Origin of the sequence: Qipengyuania sp. ABI-127-1 (genome assembly GCA_022953095.1) — a bacterium.
GTDB lineage: Bacteria > Pseudomonadota > Alphaproteobacteria > Sphingomonadales > Sphingomonadaceae > Qipengyuania.
This window is the reverse complement of record JALJCR010000001.1, coordinates 63,070-80,893: the sequence shown is the minus strand read 5'-3', so window position 1 is coordinate 80,893 and position 17,824 is coordinate 63,070. Positions and strand designations below refer to the sequence as shown.

Here is a 17,824-nt window from a genome sequence, read left to right as displayed (position 1 = left end):
CGTGTTATTGATGTAATACAGCTCGCGGAACGACCCATGACCCTGACCACTACCCGCCTCGATTATGCCGCCGCCCGCAAGGCGATGCTCGACAGCCAGTTGCGAACCAGCGGCGTCAACGACGATTTCGTGCTCGAACGCATGGGCACCGTGGCGCGTGAGGATTTCGTCCCCCAAGGCGCGAAGGCCACGGCCTATATGGACCGCGCGATTCGGCTCGAGAGCGGTGGATTCCTGCCCGCCCCGCTGTTTCATGGCGCGATGCTGGCCGAAGCGCGCCCCACGATGGACGACAGCGTCCTCGTGATCGACGGCGGGAGCGGTTATCTGCCCGCGCTGGTCGAGCCGCTGGTTGGGAAGCTCGACACGGTCACGCCCGACAAGGCTGCCAATGGCGCAAAGCGGGGCGCCTACACGCTCGTCCTGGTCGACGGGGCGATCGAACATGTGCCCGCCGCGCTGGCCAAGCTGGTGGCGGATGGCGGGCGGATCGTAACCGGCATGGTCGAGCGCGGCGTCACCCGTCTCGCCACCGGCCGCAAATCGGGCAAGGCGCTGGCATTGTTGCCGCTTGCCGAAATGGGGATCCCGCGGCTCGGCGCATTCGACCGGCCGCAAAGCTGGAGTTTCTGAATGCGTCGCGGAGGGTTTTCGAAAAATCTTGTTCTGGGGGTAAGCGTGGGTGCGCTGGCACTGTCCGCACCGGCCCATGCGGACACCCTCCAGGAAGCCCTGACGCAGGCCTATCGGAACAATCCGACTTTGCTTGCCGCCCGCGCCAATCAGCGCGCGGTCGACGAAGACGTGCCGATCAACGAAGCCCGGGGCATTCCAAGCATCAACACGACTGCGACCTATACCGAATTCATCAAGAATTCGCCCAACAGCTTTACGGCACCAGAAAGGGTCTTGCAGATCGGACCAAGCCTGGAAGTTCCGGTCTATGCCGGCGGGGCGATCCGCAACGCTGTCAAGGCGGCCAAGGAACGCGTAACGGCTGGGCAGGCCGATTTGCGCGCCATCGAGAGCGCGCTCTTCAACCAGGTTGTCGCCGCTTACATGGATGTTCTGCGCAGTCAGGCGCTGGTTTCGCTTTCCGCCAATCAGGTGGAAGTCTTGTCGGTCAACGTGCAGGCGACCAGCGACCGTTTCGAAATCGGAGACCTCACCCGGACCGACGTGGCCCAGTCGCAATCGCGCCTCGCTCTCGCCCAGGGCGATCTGCGCAATGCGCAGGCCACCCTTATCAATGCCCGCGAAACATATATCCGTCTCGTAGGGGAAGCCCCCACCGATCTGCAGCCGCCGCCGCCCCTCCCCAATTTACCGGCGAATGTCGAAACCGCAGTCGATACCGCGCTGGCCAGCAATCCCGATCTGATCGCCGCCAAGGAACGCGCCCAGGCCGCCGGTTTCGATAGCGAGGTCGCCGGTTCGGGGCGCCTGCCGAATGTGTCCCTGTTCGCAAACACGGCCTATACCGACTATTTCGACACTCTTGCCGGTGGCGCGGGCGGTATCGCTCAGGAGGAAACGACGGCCAATGCCGGCGTGCGGATAACCATTCCTATTTTTCAGGGTGGTCTGCCGGCGGCGCGCCAGCGCCAGGCACAGGCGCGGGAGACGGCGGCGCTGGAACAGGTGATCGCTACCGAGCGCGAGATCATAGCGCAGGTGCGGGCCGCCTGGTCGAGCTGGCAGGCCTCGCTCGCCGTGATCGAAAGCAGTCGTATCGCCGTCGATGCGGCCGCTCTCAGCCTCGAAGGCGTGCGCGCGGAAAATTCGATCGGCAGCCGCCAGATTCTCGATGTGCTCAATGCCGAGCAGGAACTGCTCAATGCGCGCGTCCAGCTCGTCACTGCTCGCCGCAATGCCTATGTCGCAGGGTTCACGCTGCTCGCGGCGATGGGCCGTGCCGAAGCCCGCGACCTCGGCTTCATCGGCGAAGGCCTGCTTTACGATCCGGCGGAAAATTACGAGCGAGTGCGCGAGCGCGTCTGGGACTGGGATCGAGATCCCGAACCGGTCGCGATCTCGACCAGCACCGTTGCGGTACCCGCCCCGAACGCCGATGTTCCGCCAGAGGATGAAACCGGAACCGAATCAGGCTATTGAGAGAATATACCGAATCGGAACGTACCGATTCGCCAGCAGGGGCTTGAGAGACGATGCAGCAACCGGGTGAACCCTCGGTCGAAGAAATTCTCGACTCAATCAAGAAGGTCATCGCACGCGACAATCGCGAAGGCGCGATCCTCGAACGGCGCAAGCGCGCAGCACCCGCTGAAAAAGCAACCGAACCGGCCGCTTCCGGCGAGACGGAAGAAGTGTTCGAGCTGCCGGAAGAAACCGCTCTCGACGATGGGGATAGCGGCGAAGACGCGCTGACCCGGGGCGATACACGCGAAGCTATGCGGCAGAACTTCGCCGCGCTCGCAATGCTGGCCGAACCGGGCAAGCAACCACAAATCGTGCGCTCGGGGGAAACCTCGCTCGAAGGCCTGGTTCGCGAGATGCTGCGTCCGATGCTTGCGCAATGGCTCGACGATAATCTTCCCGGAATGGTCGAAGAGCTGGTCAAGGCCGAGATATCCCGGATCGCCGGCAAGCGCAGCTAGGCGCGCATTCGAACACCTTGACCGTGAAGCCCAAATCGCTGCGCAAGGCCGAACAAGCGCTGGCCAAGACGGGCGGTGCGCGCGCGGAACGCCAGATATTCCTTTGCGCCCTGTCGGAAAAGCAGAAATGCTGTAACCGCGCCGATGGGAAAGAGGCCTGGAACTATCTGAAGCGGCGGCTCAAGGAACTGGGTCTGGCGGGTAGGGGAGGAACGGTTCAGCGCACCAAGGCGGATTGCCTGCAAATCTGCGATTCAGGCCCCATCGCCGTCGTCTGGCCGGATAATGTCTGGTATCATTCATGCACGCCCGAAGTGCTCGAGGCGATCATCCAGCGCCATCTGATCGGCGGCGTGCCGGTCGAGGAATACCGGCTCAGGCCGGGCGACTAATCGTTTTTCTTGAGCGGTTCCTCGATCGATTCGTCATGCCCCGTACCTGAAGACAGAAATACGAGCCCCATCAGCGCGCTGGTGAGCAACATGGTGAAGCCAACGCCGAGCGCAGTGGCGATGTAGAAGTGAATCGACACCTCTTCGTCGCCAAATTTGTAAAGCAGCGCCATCGCGATCGCCACGATCCCGACGGTCAGCAGGAACATGAAGCGCATGATGCGCCTGAAGCGAGCCCAGGCAAAGGCCGCGCTTTCCGGGTCGTCGAGGAGGGATTTGTGCGTCATCGGCAAGCCACATGGCGCGCACCGGCATGATAATCAACGCTTCCCGCAATCCGATTCGCTTTTTCGGGTCGGAGATGGCATTCTGACACCTTCATCACAGGAGGATAAGGCGTATGGAAATCCGCAGGTTGATCGAAGGGCGCACGAGTTCGGACATCATTTCCTGTGCGTTGGACATACCGGTCCGCGAAGCCATCGCTCTTCTGGCTTCGAAAAGGATCGGCGCCATTCCCGTAACCGAACACGGGAAGGTGGTCGGCATCTTTTCCGAACGCGACGTAATCTACCGCCTTGCCGAAGAAGGCGATGCATGCCTTTCCAGACCGCTTGGCGACGTGATGACCGCGCCGGCGATCACCGTGAACCGCGATACGCCGGTGCTCGAAGCGCTCGCCTTGATGACACGCCGCCGCATTCGCCACCTTCCGGTCGTCGATGGAGGCGAGATGTGCGGCTTCATTTCGATTGGCGACCTCGTCAAGGCTCGGCTCGACGAGATCCAGCACGAGGCGGAAGCGATGCGCGAATATATCCAGACCGCTTGAGACCGGCCGCAGCGCTCCCTACATCCAGCTCATGACCACCGCCCCGACACTGACCGATGCCGCTGCGGCCCGCATTGCCGCGATCGCCGAAAAGCAGGCCAAGCCCGCAATATTGCGCCTGTCGGTCGAAGGGGGCGGGTGTTCCGGTTTCCAATACAAATTCGACCTCGCGGAGTCGCCCGAAAGCGACGATTCGGTGAGCGAAAACGACGGTGTGAAACTGGTCGTCGACGCAGTCAGCATGGACCTTGTCGCCGGAAGCACGGTCGATTTCGTCGAGTCGCTCGGCGGGGCGGCTTTCAAGGTCGAAAATCCGCAAGCCGCCGCCGGTTGCGGCTGTGGGTCCAGTTTCGGGATTTAAGGTCCTGCCCGCCTGTTCGGAAGGGGTTGCACGCTTCCCCGGCGCCGCGGCGCATTCGCTTGCGCAGCCCGGCCGCCGCTTGGCGAGGGGAACGCGCGGAACGCGCGGAACCCGCGTGTCGGCCTTGATGCTAGCCAAGGCCGGGGCGACGCCATAAGACCCACGCCATGCGTATCGCCAGTTTCAATATCAATGGGATCAAGGCCCGTTTGCCGCGCCTGAAGGAATGGCTCGAGGAAACCCGCCCCACCGTCGCCTGCCTGCAGGAAATCAAGACAATGGATGAGGGCTTCCCGGCCGAAGAATTCGAAAGCATCGGCTACCGGGCGATCTGGCATGGCCAGAAGAGTTTCAATGGCGTCGCTATCCTTGCCGATGGCGAAAAGCCGGTGGAGATTCAGCGCGGCCTGGGCATTGACGGACCGAAGGATGGAGAGGGCGAACAGGCCCGCTATCTCGAAGCGGACGTGAAGGGCCTGCGCATTTGCAATCTCTACCTGCCCAATGGCAATCCGCAGCCCGGGCCGAAATTCGATTACAAGCTGGCCTGGATGGAGAAATTACGCACGAGATTGCGCGCTATCTGGGAAGAGCAGGTTCCGGCGGTGGTGCTGGGGGATTTCAACGTCATCCCCGAAGACAAGGATGTGTGGTCGGTCCGCGCGATGGCCTCGGACGCGCTGATGCAGCCTGAATCGCGCGATGCCTATGCGCGGATACTCGCCGATGGATGGACGGATGCGATCGATACGCTCAACCTGCGGGGCGGCGTGTGGACCTATTGGGACTATCAGGCGGGCGCCTGGCAGCGCGATCATGGTTTCCGGATCGACCACCTTCTGCTGTCGCCCGAATTGGCCGACCGGATGAATGCGGCGGGTGTCGACAGGGAATATCGCGGACGCGAGAAAGCCAGCGATCACGCGCCGGTATGGGTCGACTTGCGAGACTGACGCTGACGTAGCTCAAGAAGAAGGGGCCACCGCGCAAGCGGCAGCCCCTTCATCCGTAAGCGAAGCTCGCTCTCAGCGATAGAAGACGTGGGTATCGATCGTCGCCACGGCTACCTTGCGGCGGCTCCAGCCGGGGCGCACATATTTCGCATGGAAATACACTGCATCGTCCGCGCTGCTGTCCCACAGGCCGCGATGGGCGATACGCGCAATGGCCTGCGCGCGCTTCCATGCGGCTGAACCTGTCTTGATGCGCGGCATGCGGCCGTTCTTGACGAAGGAGAACTGAGACCGCTGATACACGACGGCGCAGTAGCTTGAGGGCCAACGGCGATCTTCGGCGCGGTTCATAATTACCTTGGCGACGGCGAGCTGGCCTTCAAGCGGTTCGCCGCGCGATTCGAAATAGACCGCACCGGCGAGGCAATGCAGTTCTTCGGACAACTGCCCCGCAGCGGGCATGGCATCGATAAGGGCACGCAGGCTATCGGCCTGCGGCACGTCATCGGCGGAATTCTCGGATTCGGCTTCCGCCTGGGCGGGAAGCTCCTGTACCACCTCGTTTTCAACGAATACCGGCACCACTTCCTCGGTGAGGGGGGCTTCGGTGGTAGCTGTTTCGGTTGCTTGCGCCGCAACCTGGGCGTTGGCGCCGGAACCTTCCGCTCCGGCAAACGTCGTAAGGGCAATCGCCGCGACAAGCGCGGTGAAACCAGTGAACTTGCGAATCATTATTGGCAGACAACTAAGCGGTTGGCGGTCTGTCGCAGGCTGGGACCCATGGCGCGTTGATTGCGTCCTTGATGGCGGATCCGTTAACGGGCCTGCCGGCCACCCCCCGTCTGCGTGCTAGCGTACCGACCCCATTGCCGTCCTACGCCGCCTGCGCATCGAAGTTGGCGGCCAAATAGTCGCAACTGAAATCAAGTCAAGTCAATCGACCGCGCTTGCGACGAAGCGTTCGGCATTTTCGACGTCTAGCTCGATGACCCAGCAATCCGGGTCGGAAGCTCGCCGTTTTGCTACATACTCGTCAAATTCTCTCAGATTTTCAGAACCTTGCTCACGCGTACATATGAAGCGCCGGGACCCGTCGAGCTGGGGCATGCGCTCCCACAGGCGGGTATTTTTGCCACTATGTGTGGTCAATATCAGAATGACTCCTGCATCTTTCTCGCCTTTTTGCAGCACCATTCCGAAGCCCCCTGCAGCCTCCACCGCTCTGATCAGACCGGAAACCTCGATATGGGCAGGCAGACGTTCATCCATATGGATCAGGGATTTGCCAGATAGCCAGGCAGGCTCGACAAGGGGATGTGCGAGCGCATGAATGTGCCGGTTCCTCGGCCGATTTCGTCACCTTCGGCGTCGACCAGCCGCGATTCGGCGACAAACACGCGCTTGCGCCCACTCACCCAGCGCCCCTCGGCCACGACTTCGCCCACCCGTACAGGTTTGGTAAAATGTAGGTTGAAAGAAGTCGTCAGCAGGAAACGGTCGGTAACGAAGGTGTTGGCGGCGTAGAATCCGGCATCGTCGAGCATCTTGAAATAGATCGTGCCATGCGCCGCCCCCGCCGCGTGATAGACCTCTTCCGTAACGTCGAAGGTGATCCGCGCCGTACCTTCGCCGGTTATCTCGAGCCGTGAGGAAAACAGCGCATTGACCGGCGCCGATGCATAGAGGCTTTCAAGCGCGCGATAATGGCGCTGTGCCCCGCTGGTTGCAGCCCCGGTCACGGTGATGCGGTCTCCCTCAGCGCGGCTCGACCCAGCCAATCGAGCCATCGTGGCGCCGATAGACCATATTGTGTTCGCCGCTACCCGCATTCTTGAACAGCAGGCCATTGGCGTTTTGCAGGTCCAGCATCATCACGGCATCCGCAACGCTGCATTCGGGAATGATCGCCTTGGTCTCGGCGATGACCGGCGGGCTGTCGGCGGTGATCTCTTCGTCATTGTCGGGTTCCGGCGCAGCAAGGATCGTATAGGCAGCCTCTTCTTCCCGAACCGCTTGCGCGGTCTGCTTGTGACGGTCCTGGATGCGGCGCTTATACCGGCGTAGCTGCTTTTCGATCTTGCCTGCCGCCGCGTCGAACGCCTGATGGACGTCATGCGCCTCGGCATGGCCCTTGAGAATCAGGCCCTGCATCACATGAGTCACGATATCCGACGTGAAGGAGCCTCCAGGCCCCTTGCCGAACGTGACATGCGAGGAAATCGCACGGTTGAAATATTTCTCGACGATGGAGTTCAAACGATCGCCGACATGCTCCTGCAAGGCTGCGCCGGTATCGATCTGGTGGCCGGAAACACGAATATCCATCTTGTCGTTTTCTCCTTTACCGTCCCTCGAGCGATCCCAAATCCCCGGCCCCTTCGCCGGTTCCCGATGGCCCGCGATCTAGCCCCATAAAGGGTTCTCTATCCCGGCCAGAAAGCTCCTGTGCCGCGCCAGTTCGGCCTCGCTCGGAACATGCCGACGCGGTTCGCGCCGGGGACCCGCAGGCGCCTTACGCACTGCCGAGATTTCGACCGGCCGGGAAGTATGTGCCGCAGCCGCCTCTGCCGCGAGTTCGAGACCGATCTGGCGACCGCCCCTGAGCTCGACATAAACCTGCGCCAGCAATTCGGCATCGAGCAGCGCTCCATGCTTTACCCGGTGGCTCCGATCGACTCCGTAACGCGAACACAGCGCATCGAGCGACAGCTTCGCGCCGGGGTGCCGCTTACGCGCCAGGGCCACGGTATCCACCATTCTTGTGGTGCAGACCGGCTCCTTCTCGATGAGCGTCAGTTCGGCATTGAGAAAGCCGAAGTCGAACCCGGCATTGTGGGCGACCAAAGGGGAATCCCCGATGAAGTCGAGGACTTCGTCGGCCAGATCGCCAAACAACGGCTTGTCGGACAGGAACGCCGACGACAGACCATGCACGGCCTCGGCGCCAGCAGGCATGTCACGCTCGGGATTGAAATAGGCGTGGTAGCTTTCACCGGTCGGCACGAGATTGACCAGCTCGATGCAGCCGATCTCGACCATCCGGTCCCCCGTCTTGGGATCGAGTCCGGTGGTCTCGGTATCGAACACGATTTCACGCATCGAGTCTTCTATCGGCTTCGCTGAACAAGATTACAAGAGGGTTACGGTGCTTGGCGAGCGGAGTAGGAATCGCCCAATTCGGTGATCAGGGCGATCACGGCGTCTTCGGTTTTTTCCAATGTCGTTCCGGTGTCGATCACATGATCGGCGCGGGCGCGTTTTTGCGAATCGGGGACCTGGAGTTCGAGTATGTGGGCGAACTTTTCCTCGGTCATGCCGGGGCGGGCGAGAACCCGCATGCGCTGCGTTTCAGCGGGCGCAGAAACGACGATCACCTGATCGACCGCTTCGGCACCGCCCTTTTCGAACAATAGGGGGATATCGAAAACCACCATCGGCGCGCCGACATGCTCGATCAGGAATGCTTCCCGCCTTGCCGCGACGGCAGGATGGACGATCGCCTCGAGCCGGGCGAGCTTTTCCGAATCGCCGAACACCAGTGCCCCGAGCTTGTCTCGCGCAACGCCGTTTTCGTCTGTGCTTCCGGGAAAGGCCTTTTCGATGGCCGGGACCAATGCGCCCCCCGGCCCCTGCATGGCGCGGACCTCCGCGTCGGCATCGAACACCGGAACACCCGCCGCTTCGAACATGGCGGCCACGGTGGATTTGCCCATGCCGATGGACCCGGTCAGGCCGATAATCAGCGGGCGAGTCACGTTATCAGCCTTTCGCGCAGTTCCGCATCATGATCTCGTGGCGGTTCGACACCGAAGAAATGGGTGAACGCCGCGGCGGCCTGGCCGATCAGCATGGCGAGACCGTCTATGGTTTCGAAGCCGGCCTCGCGCGCCTTGCGCAGGAACTCGGTTTCCACCGGATCGGTGACGATATCGTAAGCGATCGAACCAGGCGGAGCGTGGGACCAGTCAAAGGCGAGGGGGGGTTGCCCGCGCATGCCGAGCGGGGAGGCGTTGACGACGAGATCGCAGCATCCCTCCCGGTCATCGAAGGCGAAATCGGTGGCGTCGACAAAATGGCTTAGCGGAGCGGCATGGTGTTCCCCCCTCGGATCCAGCTCGTCGAGCAAAGCTCGCGCCTTGTCCGGGTTTCGGCCCGCAAGAACCAGTGTGAACCCCTCTCCGGCCAATCCGGCCACGATGGCCCGGGCCGCGCCGCCGGTTCCGATCACGCGAGCCATGCGGAAATAGTGCTTGGTGCGCAGGCGAACCGAGAGCGGTTCCAGAAATCCTGCGACATCGGTGTTCCGCCCGACCAGCTTGCCATCGGACGCTTTTACCACCGTGTTGACCGCTCCGACACGTTTGGCGAGCGGTTCCAGCCGGTCCATGAGCGGCATGATCGCCTGCTTGTGCGGCATGGTGACATTGCAACCGCGCCAGTCCGCATCGCCGCGTCGTTCGGCGATGAAATCCTCGAGCGCGGCGGATTCGACATGCTGCGCGCGATATTCAGCCGCGAGACCGAGCTTCTCTATCCAGAATCCATGGATCGCGGGGGATTTCGACTGACGGATCGGATCGCCGATCACTTCGGCATATCGAGTCACGACAGCAACGCACCTTGCCCCCGCAAGGCGTCCAGAACCTGCAATAAGGGCATACCCAGCACGGTGAACTGATCACCCACAATGCTATCGAAAAGCTGTACGCCCGGCCCTTCGATCCGGAATACACCGACACAATAGCTCACTACGGGCCATTCCGCATCGAGATAGGCGGCGATGAAATCGTCCGACAGGTCACGCACCCGCAAACGCGCGAAATCGGAGCCGATCCAGAGGATCTGGCCGTCACGCGCAAGCGCCGCGGCGCTGTGCAAGGTCATGACCTTGCCGGAAAAGAACCGCAAATGCTCCGCCGCACTTTCCCGGCTGGTAGGTTTATCGAACCGTCTGCCATCGACCTCGACCAGAGAATCCGACCCCAGCACCAGAGCATCGGGCTGCCCGTCGGAGACCGCCGCAGCCTTGGCCGCGGCCAGCGCCTGCGCGATTTCCCCGGGATCGGCTCCATCCATTTCGGATTCGAGGGCGCGTTCATCGACATCCGCGCCGCTTGCCGTGAAAGCGATACCCGCCGCCTCCAGCATCGCCTTGCGAGAGGCGCTGTTGGAGGCAAGGATCAAACCGCTCCCTGTAATCCGTGTCATATCGGTTTGGCTCCCTGACGCGTTCCGCGCGCCTTTCGTTCGTTATAGAGGCGGATCACGGCGGCAGCGGTCTCCTCGATCGAGCGGCGTGTCACGTCGATTACCGCCCAACCATTGTCGGCAAACATCCGCCGGGCGAATTTGAGCTCGTCCTTTACACGCTCGTTATCGACGTAATCGGTCTGACGCTCTTCATTGAGCGTCAGCAGCCGATTTCGCCGGATCTGTACGAGGCGTTCGGGCGCCGTGGTCAGACCGACCACCATCGGATGTTTGAGCTCGAACAGTTTGGAAGGTGGGGGACTTTCGACAACCAGAGGTATATTGGCCACCTTGTAGCCGCGATTGGCAAGATAGATGCTGGTCGGCGTCTTGGAACTGCGCGAAACCCCCGCGAGCAGGATATCCGCTTCTTCCCAGTCTTCCCAACCGATACCGTCGTCATGCGCAATGGTGAACTGGATTGCTTCGACCCGGTTGAAATAGGCCTGATCCATGGCGTGTTGCCGACCGGGACGCCCATGCGCTTCCTGGCCGAGCGCCTTTTCCAGCGCTTCGGTCACGCGATCGAGGATCGGTACCGCGGGAAGGCCCGACTGCGTACACGCTTGTTCCAACCGTTCGCGCGTTTCGGGATTGACCAGGGTGAACAGCACCAGACCGGGATTGGCCTTGAGTTCGGGCAATATGCGTTCGAGATGCTGGTGGCTGCGGACCATGGGCCAGAAATGCCGCACCACGTCGGCATCCTCGAACTGTGCAAGCGCTGCCTTCGCAAGCATTTCGAGCGTCTCGCCGGTGGAATCGGACAGCAGGTGGAGATGAATCCGGTTGGAGATTTCGGTACCCTGGGGCCTGTGGAGAACGCGAGGCATAAACCACGGGAGAAAGCTGGCGACAAGTTCGGGAACAAAAACCCTCCCCGAAACGAGTCCTTCGCGGGCCGATTCCCGCACAGCAAATGGAAGTTGTACGCAGGGGTGAGGACAGCGAGGATAAGTTTGACTCGACTCAAGGAGGCTGGCGAGTCGGATTTGCCGCTCCACCCTTTGCAGCGCCGGAGAAATCGGGCAGGGGCCGCTTATCCCTGAAATCCACAGGGCCAACAGACTCCTTCTACCTCTATATAAATACTATTATTTATTGGATTGGACTCATCGATGCCCGGTCTCCTTCTCGACACGTTGAATGGCAAACGGGGGGCACGCGTCCCTCTCTGGCTCATGCGCCAGGCCGGTCGCTACCTTCCCGAATATCGGGCTTTGCGCGCCGAAAAGGGCGGTTTTCTCGCCATGGCCTATGATAGCGAGGCGGCCTGCGAGATCACCTTGCAGCCCATCGACCGGTTCGGCTTCGACGGGGCGATCCTGTTTTCCGACATCCTCATCGTGCCGCATGCCATCGGCCAGCATCTGGAGTTCCTTGCTGGCGAAGGTCCCAAGCTCTCGCCGCCGCTTGTCGATGCAGCGCTGGAAGGCCTGACTCCCGATCCCTCGCGCTATGAAGCGATCTACGAGACGGTACGCCTCTGTCGTCGGCGCCTGCCCGAAGGGGTGACGATGCTGGGCTTTGCCGGCAGCCCCTGGACCGTGGCGACATATATGGTGGCCGGCGAGGGTAGCCGTGACCAGCACGAGGCGCGCGCGCTGGCCTATCGCGACCCGGCCAAGCTCGATGCGATACTCGAGCGGATCGTATCCGAAACCATCGATTATCTTTCCGGCCAGATCGAAGCCGGTGCGGAAGCGGTGCAACTGTTCGATAGCTGGGCGGGCAGCCTTGCTCCCGATGAGTTCGAGCGGTTGGTTATCGCTCCGAATGCGAAAATCGTTGCCGAACTGCGCAGGCGCCACCCGGCAACGCCAATCATCGGATTCCCGAAGGGGGCGGGCGAAAAACTGCCAGCCTATGCGCGCGAGACCGGCGTTCAGGCGGTAGGCGTCGACGAGACACTCGATCCGAAATGGGTCGCGCGCGAATTGCCTGCGGGCATGCCGGTACAGGGCAATTTCGATCCCTTGCTGCTGCTTGCGGGAAGCGCAGGCCTGGAAAGCCGCGCGCGCTTCATCCTGGAGGCATTTGCCGACCGACCGCATGTCTTCAACCTCGGGCACGGTATCGATCGCCGCACCCCGATCGAGCATGTCGAGCGATTGATTGCGGTCGTTCGCGATTTCGAGGGTGACGGAAGCGAGAGCCGTCCCTAGATGACAGTGCGATGCAAGATGTTCTCGCGATGACCTATTTCTGGCTCAAAGCCGGCCACATCATTTTCATGGTGTTCTGGATGGCGGGATTGTTCATGCTGCCACGGCAGATGATTTATCTCCACCCTGCCTCCGAGGGATCCGAAGCGTCCGCCCTGTGGGGGAAGCGGATGGGGCTGCTTCGCAAGGTCATCCTGACACCCAGCCTGATTGTGGTCTGGGTCTTGGGCCTGCTCCTGGCGATGGCGATCGGCGCCTGGGACCAGGGCTGGTTCCACGCGAAATTGCTCTTTGTCGTGCTCCTGACGGCCTTTCACGGCATCATGGTTGCGCGGGCGAAGAAAATGATCGCGGGCGAACGACCGATGACCGAGAAGCAATTGCGTATCTGGGGGGAATTTCCGGGGATCGCGCTGGCCATCATCGTGGTGCTGGTGGTCGTCAAGCCATTCTGACCCGCGTCTGTGCGATATTCCTTGCTCGTTTGGAGCCCGTGAGGGACCGCTATATCGCTTTGCCGATTGACGCCCATTCGGCGCGGGCGTAACTGCACTCCCATCTCCCGGCTACAGGTCTCGCATTCGCACGAGGCCGGGTCCGCTTTCTCCAAGCCCATACCGACCCGTCGGACACCCAAACTGAGAATACCGAGTAAAACACATGCATCTCAAGGATTTGAAAGAAAAAACTCCGGCAGACCTGGTCGCGATGGCCGAGGAGCTGGGTGTCGAAGGTGCCTCTACCATGCGCCGGCAGGACCTGATGTTCTGCATTCTGCGCGAACTGGCAGAGGACGACGATTACGAAGAAAAGATCATGGGCATCGGCACCATCGAGGTGCTGCAGGATGGCTTTGGATTTTTGCGCAGCCCGGAAGCGAACTATCTCGCCGGACCCGACGACATCTATGTCTCTCCCAATCAGGTCCGCAAATGGGGCCTGCGCACCGGCGATACGGTCGAAGGGGAAATCCGTGCCCCGCAGGAGGGCGAGCGCTATTTTGCGCTGACCGAACTGTACAAGGTCAATTTCGACGATCCCGACGCGGTTCGCCATCGCACCAATTTCGACAACCTCACGCCGCTCTATCCGGAAGAAAAGCTCACGCTCGACACGCTCGATCCGACGGTCAAGGACAAGTCGGCGCGCGTGATCGATATCATCTCGCCGCAGGGCAAGGGCCAGCGTGCGCTGATCGTCGCGCCGCCGCGCACCGGTAAGACCGTGCTGCTGCAGAACATCGCCAAAGCGATCACGGATAATCACCCGGAAGTCTTCCTGCTGGTCTTGCTCGTCGACGAGCGTCCGGAAGAAGTCACCGACATGCAGCGCAGCGTGAAGGGCGAAGTGATTTCCTCCACGTTCGACGAGCCTGCAAACCGGCACGTCCAGGTTGCCGAAATGGTCATCGAGAAGGCCAAGCGCCTCGTCGAACACAAGCACGATGTGGTTATCCTGCTCGACTCGATCACGCGTCTCGGTCGTGCCTACAACACGGTCGTGCCCAGCTCGGGCAAAGTGCTGACCGGCGGTGTCGACGCAAACGCATTGCAGCGCCCCAAGCGCTTCTTCGGCGCGGCCCGCAATATCGAAGAGGGCGGATCACTTTCGATCATCGCGACCGCGCTGATCGATACCGGCAGCCGTATGGACGAGGTCATCTTCGAAGAGTTCAAGGGCACGGGCAACAGCGAAATCGTGCTCGACCGCAAGGTTGCGGACAAGCGCATCTTCCCGGCGCTCGATGTCGGCAAGAGCGGGACGCGCAAGGAAGAGCTCCTTGTCGAGAAGGACAAGCTTTCGAAAATGTGGGTCTTGCGCCGGATTCTCATGCAGATGGGCACAATCGATGCGATGGAATTCCTGCTCGACAAGATGAAGGATTCCAAGACCAACGAAGATTTCTTCGCGACGATGAATCAGTAACGTCTCGGTCCCGCATGTTGAAAGATGCTGATATCCTTCGGCTCTTTGGGCATGCGGCTACAGCAGGTGGGACCGAAGGCAGTGCTCCCCGATCTGGATCGGAGCGGACGTGGTGCTCAACCAGCTACGCGAGGACAGGATGTAATCGTCGGTGCTCGGTGCATTGGCGATGCGGCTGAATGCAGGCAGTGGCTATCTGTCCTGGATTGCTGCCCTGCATTCCATTCGACCATGCCGCCGAGGAGAAGGCACAGGGAAGGCCAATCAGCCTTTCATCTTCTCCAACATCGCGGCCATCTGCTCCCACACTTTGTTGACTGCCTTCAGTGGGCGCACCATCACCTTAAAATCGACGATCATGCCGTCCGCGTCGAAACGGATGAGGTCGATACCGTTGACGTGAATGCCGTCCATCTCGGTCGTGAATTCGAGCATGGCGTTATCACCGTCGATGAGTTCGCGGACATATTCGAAGCTGTCATTGCCGAGTGTATTTCCGGCGGCGGAAAGATAGGCGACTACGATGGGACGGCCGACCTGAGGGGTATGCACGACGGGCGAATGGAATACGGCGTCGTCACGGATGATGGCAGAGAGCTCTTCGGCACAGCTGCCGTTTTCGATCACTTCGTGCCAGCGTTTCAAGCCTAGCTCTGCGCTCATTCTGCTCTCCGGAAAGTGTCCGCCCGGGCGGCATGCCAGTGCCGGGCATAGGGTGTCGCGTCGGCATCCTCGAGCAGCTGACCCGGCTCGAGGAAGGTGTAGATACGGTCGATGGCATCGGAGCGCGCTCCGTTCAACCGTTCGCGCATATCGTGCGGGTCGATTTCCCAAGGACTGGCGAGCCCCATGGCCACCACGATTTCGCGGAGCGAGTGGAGCGTCTGCTGCTGGAAGCGCGCGATACGTGGAGCCTTCTCCTCTACCACCAGGCCGCGTTGCCGCCATGCGTCCTGGGTGGCGATGCCGGTGGGGCAAGTTCCCTTATGGCAGTTCATCGACTGTACGCAGCCCAGGGCGAACATAAAGGGCCGGGCGGCGTTGCACCAATCGGCACCGAGCGCGAAGGCTTTGGCGAGTTGCGCGCCCGAATGCAATTTGCCCGAAGCGGCGATCTTTACCTTGTCCTTGAGCGCCAGCCCCACGAGCATGTTGCGCACCATGATTTGCCCCTCGCGCAAGGGCATGCCCACCGAGTTGGATAATTCGAGCGGTGCCGCGCCCGTTCCTCCTTCGGCGCCATCGACGGTAATGAAATCGGGATGCAAGCCGGTTTCCAACATCGCTTTGCCAAGCGCGAAGAGTTCGTGCGGCTGCCCGACACACAACTTGATGCCCACCGGCTTGCCACCCGATAGATCGCGCAGAGAGGTGAGCCATTCGAGCAATTGAACCGGTGTCGAGAAGGCCGGATGGGCCGCCGGCGAAATCACCGTCTCACCCACGGGCACGCCGCGCGCCTCTGCGATCTCTTCGGTCACCTTGGCGCCCGGCAGCACACCGCCATGCCCCGGCTTGGCACCCTGGCTCAGCTTGATTTCGATCATCTTCACCTGATCGCTGGAGGCATTGTCCCGAAACTGGTCCGGATCGAAATGCCCGTCGGACCGGCGCGCGCCGAAATAGCCGCTGCCCAGCTCCCAGATGAGATCGCCGCCGGGGGAACGGTGATAGCGGCTGATCGAGCCTTCGCCGGTATTGTGCGCAAACCCGCCAAGGGCGGCGCCCGCGTTGAGAGCTTCAATCGCGCGCGCGGAAAGCGAACCGAAGCTCATTGCCGAGATATTCAGCAGGGCGGCGGAATAGGGTTTGGCACAGGTGCCGTCGCCCACGGTGACGCGCCAATGATCGGGTGCATCCTGTTTCGGTGCGATTGAGTGGCTGAGCCATTCATATTCATCGGAATAGACATCGAGCTCGGTTCCCATCGGATGAGAATCGAGGTCGCCCTTTGCCCGGGCATAGACGAGCGCTCGCGCCTGATGGCTGAAAGGACGACCATCGAGATCGTCCTCTACGATATAGGCTTGTGCGAAGGGGCGCAGGTCCTCCATCAACCAGCGAATCCGCGCGAGGATCGGGTAATTTCTCCTAAGTGTATGTTCGTGCTGTAGAAAATCCCAGAGCGCCAGGATGACAAGCGGAATTAGGAGCCATAGCGTCCAGCGCGCCGGTTCCCACCACCAAGCGAGCCCGCCCAGCGCGAGCAGGCCGGCGGGCACGACATACCGAAAGGGGATATGCTCCACGCGTCAGCCGAGATGCCGGGCGAAAAACTCAGCGGTTCTGCTGTCTGCCAATTGCGCGGCGTCCTCGGATCGGCGCTTGCCGAATTCGGTGGCGAAACCGTGATCGAGCCCTTCATAATCGTGCAGCGTGACCTTCGGGTGGTCGTCCAGGCCTTCATGCATGGCCTTTTGCGTATTCTTGTCGACGAAACCGTCCTCTGTGGGAATGTGCAGCATGAGCGGATTCGCGATTGCATGCTTTTCACCGAGAAGGCCGTCGATACCGACGCCATAATAGCCGACACTTGCATCGATATCGGTGCGGGCGGCGGTCATGAAAGCGAGACGTCCACCCAGGCAGTAACCAACGCAACCAACCTTGGGAATGCTTTCCTCACGCCTGATGTAATGGATGGTGGCTTCGATATCCCGAATTCCCTGATCCTGATTGAAGCGGCCCATCAGATCGAGTGCGCGCTGAAATTCGGGTTCGATATCAGGATCGAGCTCGACTCCGGGTTCTAGCCGCCAGAACAGGTCGGGAGCGATCGCGAGATAACCCTCTTCCGCGAGCTTGTCGCACTTGCGCCGGATGCCCGCATTGACCCCAAAGATCTCCTGGATGACGAGAATCGCGGCCTTGGGACGCTCGGTGGGCCTTGCGACGTAAGCGGTGAATTCTTCCGTGCCAGACAGTGTGGGGATGGTGACGGTTTCGGTCATGGGATTGGTGCCTCGCTCGCTTCGAATGGTGTCTTATGCTTGCATGACGCGCATTGCAGACCCAAATAGGGTCTCGCAAGCCATAACGGAGGAAGCGCGATGAAGGTCCATATCGAAATCGATTGCACGCCCGAAGAGGCAAGGACCTTTATGGGGCTGCCCGATGTGGGCAAGGCAAATGCCGTCTATGTCGACATGATGTCGAAGGCGATGAAGGGTGTGAACAACACGGACCAATTGCAGGAATATGCGAAGCAGTTGGCACCGATGGGGCAGGCCGGTTTCAAACTTTTTCAAAGTTTCATGGAAGGCGCCAATGCAGCGCGTAGCTCATCGGCGAAGAAGACTTCCGACGAAGATTGAGGCCATTACGGCG

24 protein-coding genes are annotated in these 17,824 nt (G+C 61.0%); 11 read left to right on the top strand and 13 right to left on the bottom strand.

The window, feature by feature from the left end; translation table 11 throughout:
- Positions 1 to 36 precede the first annotated feature (36 nt).
- The 4 genes from MUY37_RS00440 to MUY37_RS00425 are packed head-to-tail and all read left to right on the top strand — an operon-like array spanning position 37 to position 3,010.
- Positions 37 to 633 carry a protein-L-isoaspartate O-methyltransferase family protein gene (locus MUY37_RS00440; protein ID WP_499193520.1) on the top strand — a complete coding sequence of 199 codons (597 nt, stop codon included), beginning with the start codon at positions 37 to 39 and terminating at the stop codon, positions 631 to 633.
- Positions 634 to 2,115 (top strand): TolC family outer membrane protein, encoded by a 1,482-nt coding sequence (locus MUY37_RS00435; RefSeq protein ID WP_499193519.1) that lies wholly within the window; start codon positions 634 to 636, stop codon positions 2,113 to 2,115.
- A gap of 53 nt (positions 2,116 to 2,168) precedes the next feature.
- Positions 2,169 to 2,618 (top strand): DUF2497 domain-containing protein, encoded by a 450-nt coding sequence (locus MUY37_RS00430; protein WP_499193518.1) that lies wholly within the window; start codon positions 2,169 to 2,171, stop codon positions 2,616 to 2,618.
- Between the two features lie 23 nt (positions 2,619 to 2,641).
- A complete protein-coding gene (locus tag MUY37_RS00425) occupies positions 2,642 to 3,010 on the top strand; it encodes a (2Fe-2S) ferredoxin domain-containing protein (RefSeq protein WP_499193517.1) in 369 nt (122 codons plus the stop codon).
- Here the strand turns inward: MUY37_RS00425 and MUY37_RS00420 are convergent.
- Positions 3,007 to 3,297, bottom strand: a complete 291-nt coding sequence (locus MUY37_RS00420; RefSeq protein WP_499193516.1) for a hypothetical protein — start codon at positions 3,295 to 3,297, stop codon at positions 3,007 to 3,009. The two genes, MUY37_RS00425 and MUY37_RS00420, sit on opposite strands and share 4 nt — an antisense overlap.
- Positions 3,298 to 3,410: 113 nt before the next feature.
- On the opposite strand from MUY37_RS00420, the gene MUY37_RS00415 reads away from it, so the two are divergent.
- The 3 genes from MUY37_RS00415 to xth all read left to right on the top strand — a co-directional run bounded on the left by MUY37_RS00415 (position 3,411) and on the right by xth (position 5,156).
- The gene (locus MUY37_RS00415) at positions 3,411 to 3,842 is read left to right on the top strand and encodes a CBS domain-containing protein (RefSeq protein WP_499193515.1); all 432 of its coding nucleotides are present in this window, start codon (positions 3,411 to 3,413) and stop codon (positions 3,840 to 3,842) included.
- A 31-nt stretch (positions 3,843 to 3,873) separates the two neighbouring features.
- Positions 3,874 to 4,203: a HesB/IscA family protein gene (locus MUY37_RS00410; RefSeq protein WP_499193514.1), complete on the top strand. Its 330-nt coding sequence runs from the start codon at positions 3,874 to 3,876 to the stop codon at positions 4,201 to 4,203.
- Between the two features lie 167 nt (positions 4,204 to 4,370).
- The gene (xth, locus tag MUY37_RS00405) at positions 4,371 to 5,156 is read left to right on the top strand and encodes an exodeoxyribonuclease III (protein ID WP_499193513.1); all 786 of its coding nucleotides are present in this window, start codon (positions 4,371 to 4,373) and stop codon (positions 5,154 to 5,156) included.
- A 72-nt stretch (positions 5,157 to 5,228) separates the two neighbouring features.
- On the opposite strand, the gene MUY37_RS00400 is transcribed toward xth, so the two are convergent.
- The 9 genes from MUY37_RS00400 to MUY37_RS00360 form a co-directional block, all read right to left on the bottom strand.
- Complete coding sequence (locus MUY37_RS00400) at positions 5,229 to 5,888, bottom strand: cell wall hydrolase (protein ID WP_499193512.1); 660 nt, start codon at positions 5,886 to 5,888, stop codon at positions 5,229 to 5,231.
- Positions 5,889 to 6,089: 201 nt separating this feature from the next.
- Positions 6,090 to 6,425: a DUF1491 family protein gene (locus MUY37_RS00395; protein ID WP_499193511.1), complete on the bottom strand. Its 336-nt coding sequence runs from the start codon at positions 6,423 to 6,425 to the stop codon at positions 6,090 to 6,092.
- Positions 6,426 to 6,430: 5 nt separating this feature from the next.
- The gene (locus MUY37_RS00390) at positions 6,431 to 6,943 is read right to left on the bottom strand and encodes a PaaI family thioesterase (protein WP_499193510.1); all 513 of its coding nucleotides are present in this window, start codon (positions 6,941 to 6,943) and stop codon (positions 6,431 to 6,433) included.
- Positions 6,912 to 7,481, bottom strand: a complete 570-nt coding sequence (hpf, locus tag MUY37_RS00385) for a ribosome hibernation-promoting factor, HPF/YfiA family (protein ID WP_499193509.1) — start codon at positions 7,479 to 7,481, stop codon at positions 6,912 to 6,914. Before hpf ends, MUY37_RS00390 begins: the two co-directional genes overlap by 32 nt.
- Positions 7,482 to 7,559: 78 nt before the next feature.
- Complete coding sequence (gene dnaQ, locus MUY37_RS00380; RefSeq protein WP_499193508.1) at positions 7,560 to 8,255, bottom strand: DNA polymerase III subunit epsilon; 696 nt, start codon at positions 8,253 to 8,255, stop codon at positions 7,560 to 7,562.
- Between the two features lie 41 nt (positions 8,256 to 8,296).
- Positions 8,297 to 8,911, bottom strand: coding sequence for a dephospho-CoA kinase (coaE, locus tag MUY37_RS00375; RefSeq protein WP_499193507.1), 615 nt, complete (start codon positions 8,909 to 8,911; stop codon positions 8,297 to 8,299).
- A complete protein-coding gene (gene aroE / locus MUY37_RS00370; protein WP_499193506.1) occupies positions 8,908 to 9,762 on the bottom strand; it encodes a shikimate dehydrogenase in 855 nt (284 codons plus the stop codon). Before aroE ends, coaE begins: the two co-directional genes overlap by 4 nt.
- The gene (locus tag MUY37_RS00365; RefSeq protein ID WP_499193505.1) at positions 9,759 to 10,364 is read right to left on the bottom strand and encodes a Maf family protein; all 606 of its coding nucleotides are present in this window, start codon (positions 10,362 to 10,364) and stop codon (positions 9,759 to 9,761) included. The genes aroE and MUY37_RS00365 overlap by 4 nt, the downstream gene beginning before the upstream one ends.
- The gene (locus MUY37_RS00360; RefSeq protein ID WP_499193504.1) at positions 10,361 to 11,239 is read right to left on the bottom strand and encodes a pyruvate, water dikinase regulatory protein; all 879 of its coding nucleotides are present in this window, start codon (positions 11,237 to 11,239) and stop codon (positions 10,361 to 10,363) included. Before MUY37_RS00360 ends, MUY37_RS00365 begins: the two co-directional genes overlap by 4 nt.
- Positions 11,240 to 11,524: 285 nt before the next feature.
- Between MUY37_RS00360 and hemE the strand changes: the two genes are divergently transcribed.
- The 3 genes from hemE (at position 11,525) to rho (ending at position 14,497) form a co-directional block, all read left to right on the top strand.
- On the top strand, positions 11,525 to 12,571 hold the full coding sequence (hemE, locus tag MUY37_RS00355; RefSeq protein ID WP_499193503.1) for a uroporphyrinogen decarboxylase: 1,047 nt from the start codon (positions 11,525 to 11,527) through the stop codon (positions 12,569 to 12,571).
- A gap of 11 nt (positions 12,572 to 12,582) precedes the next feature.
- Positions 12,583 to 13,026, top strand: coding sequence for a CopD family protein (locus MUY37_RS00350; protein WP_499193502.1), 444 nt, complete (start codon positions 12,583 to 12,585; stop codon positions 13,024 to 13,026).
- Positions 13,027 to 13,231: 205 nt separating this feature from the next.
- Positions 13,232 to 14,497: a transcription termination factor Rho gene (gene rho / locus MUY37_RS00345; RefSeq protein WP_499193501.1), complete on the top strand. Its 1,266-nt coding sequence runs from the start codon at positions 13,232 to 13,234 to the stop codon at positions 14,495 to 14,497.
- Positions 14,498 to 14,761: 264 nt separating this feature from the next.
- Here rho and MUY37_RS00340 read toward each other — a convergent pair whose 3' ends face one another.
- From MUY37_RS00340 to MUY37_RS00330, 3 genes are read right to left on the bottom strand one after another with little or no spacing between them, the layout of a single operon-like run.
- Positions 14,762 to 15,160 carry a nuclear transport factor 2 family protein gene (locus tag MUY37_RS00340; protein WP_499193500.1) on the bottom strand — a complete coding sequence of 133 codons (399 nt, stop codon included), beginning with the start codon at positions 15,158 to 15,160 and terminating at the stop codon, positions 14,762 to 14,764.
- Positions 15,157 to 16,746, bottom strand: a complete 1,590-nt coding sequence (locus MUY37_RS00335; protein ID WP_499193499.1) for an FMN-binding glutamate synthase family protein — start codon at positions 16,744 to 16,746, stop codon at positions 15,157 to 15,159. Before MUY37_RS00335 ends, MUY37_RS00340 begins: the two co-directional genes overlap by 4 nt.
- A gap of 3 nt (positions 16,747 to 16,749) precedes the next feature.
- The gene (locus MUY37_RS00330) at positions 16,750 to 17,448 is read right to left on the bottom strand and encodes a dienelactone hydrolase family protein (RefSeq protein ID WP_499193498.1); all 699 of its coding nucleotides are present in this window, start codon (positions 17,446 to 17,448) and stop codon (positions 16,750 to 16,752) included.
- 99 nt (positions 17,449 to 17,547) lie between these two features.
- On the opposite strand from MUY37_RS00330, the gene MUY37_RS00325 reads away from it, so the two are divergent.
- On the top strand, positions 17,548 to 17,811 hold the full coding sequence (locus MUY37_RS00325; protein WP_499193497.1) for a DUF6489 family protein: 264 nt from the start codon (positions 17,548 to 17,550) through the stop codon (positions 17,809 to 17,811).
- The last annotated feature ends 13 nt before the right edge of the window (positions 17,812 to 17,824 follow it).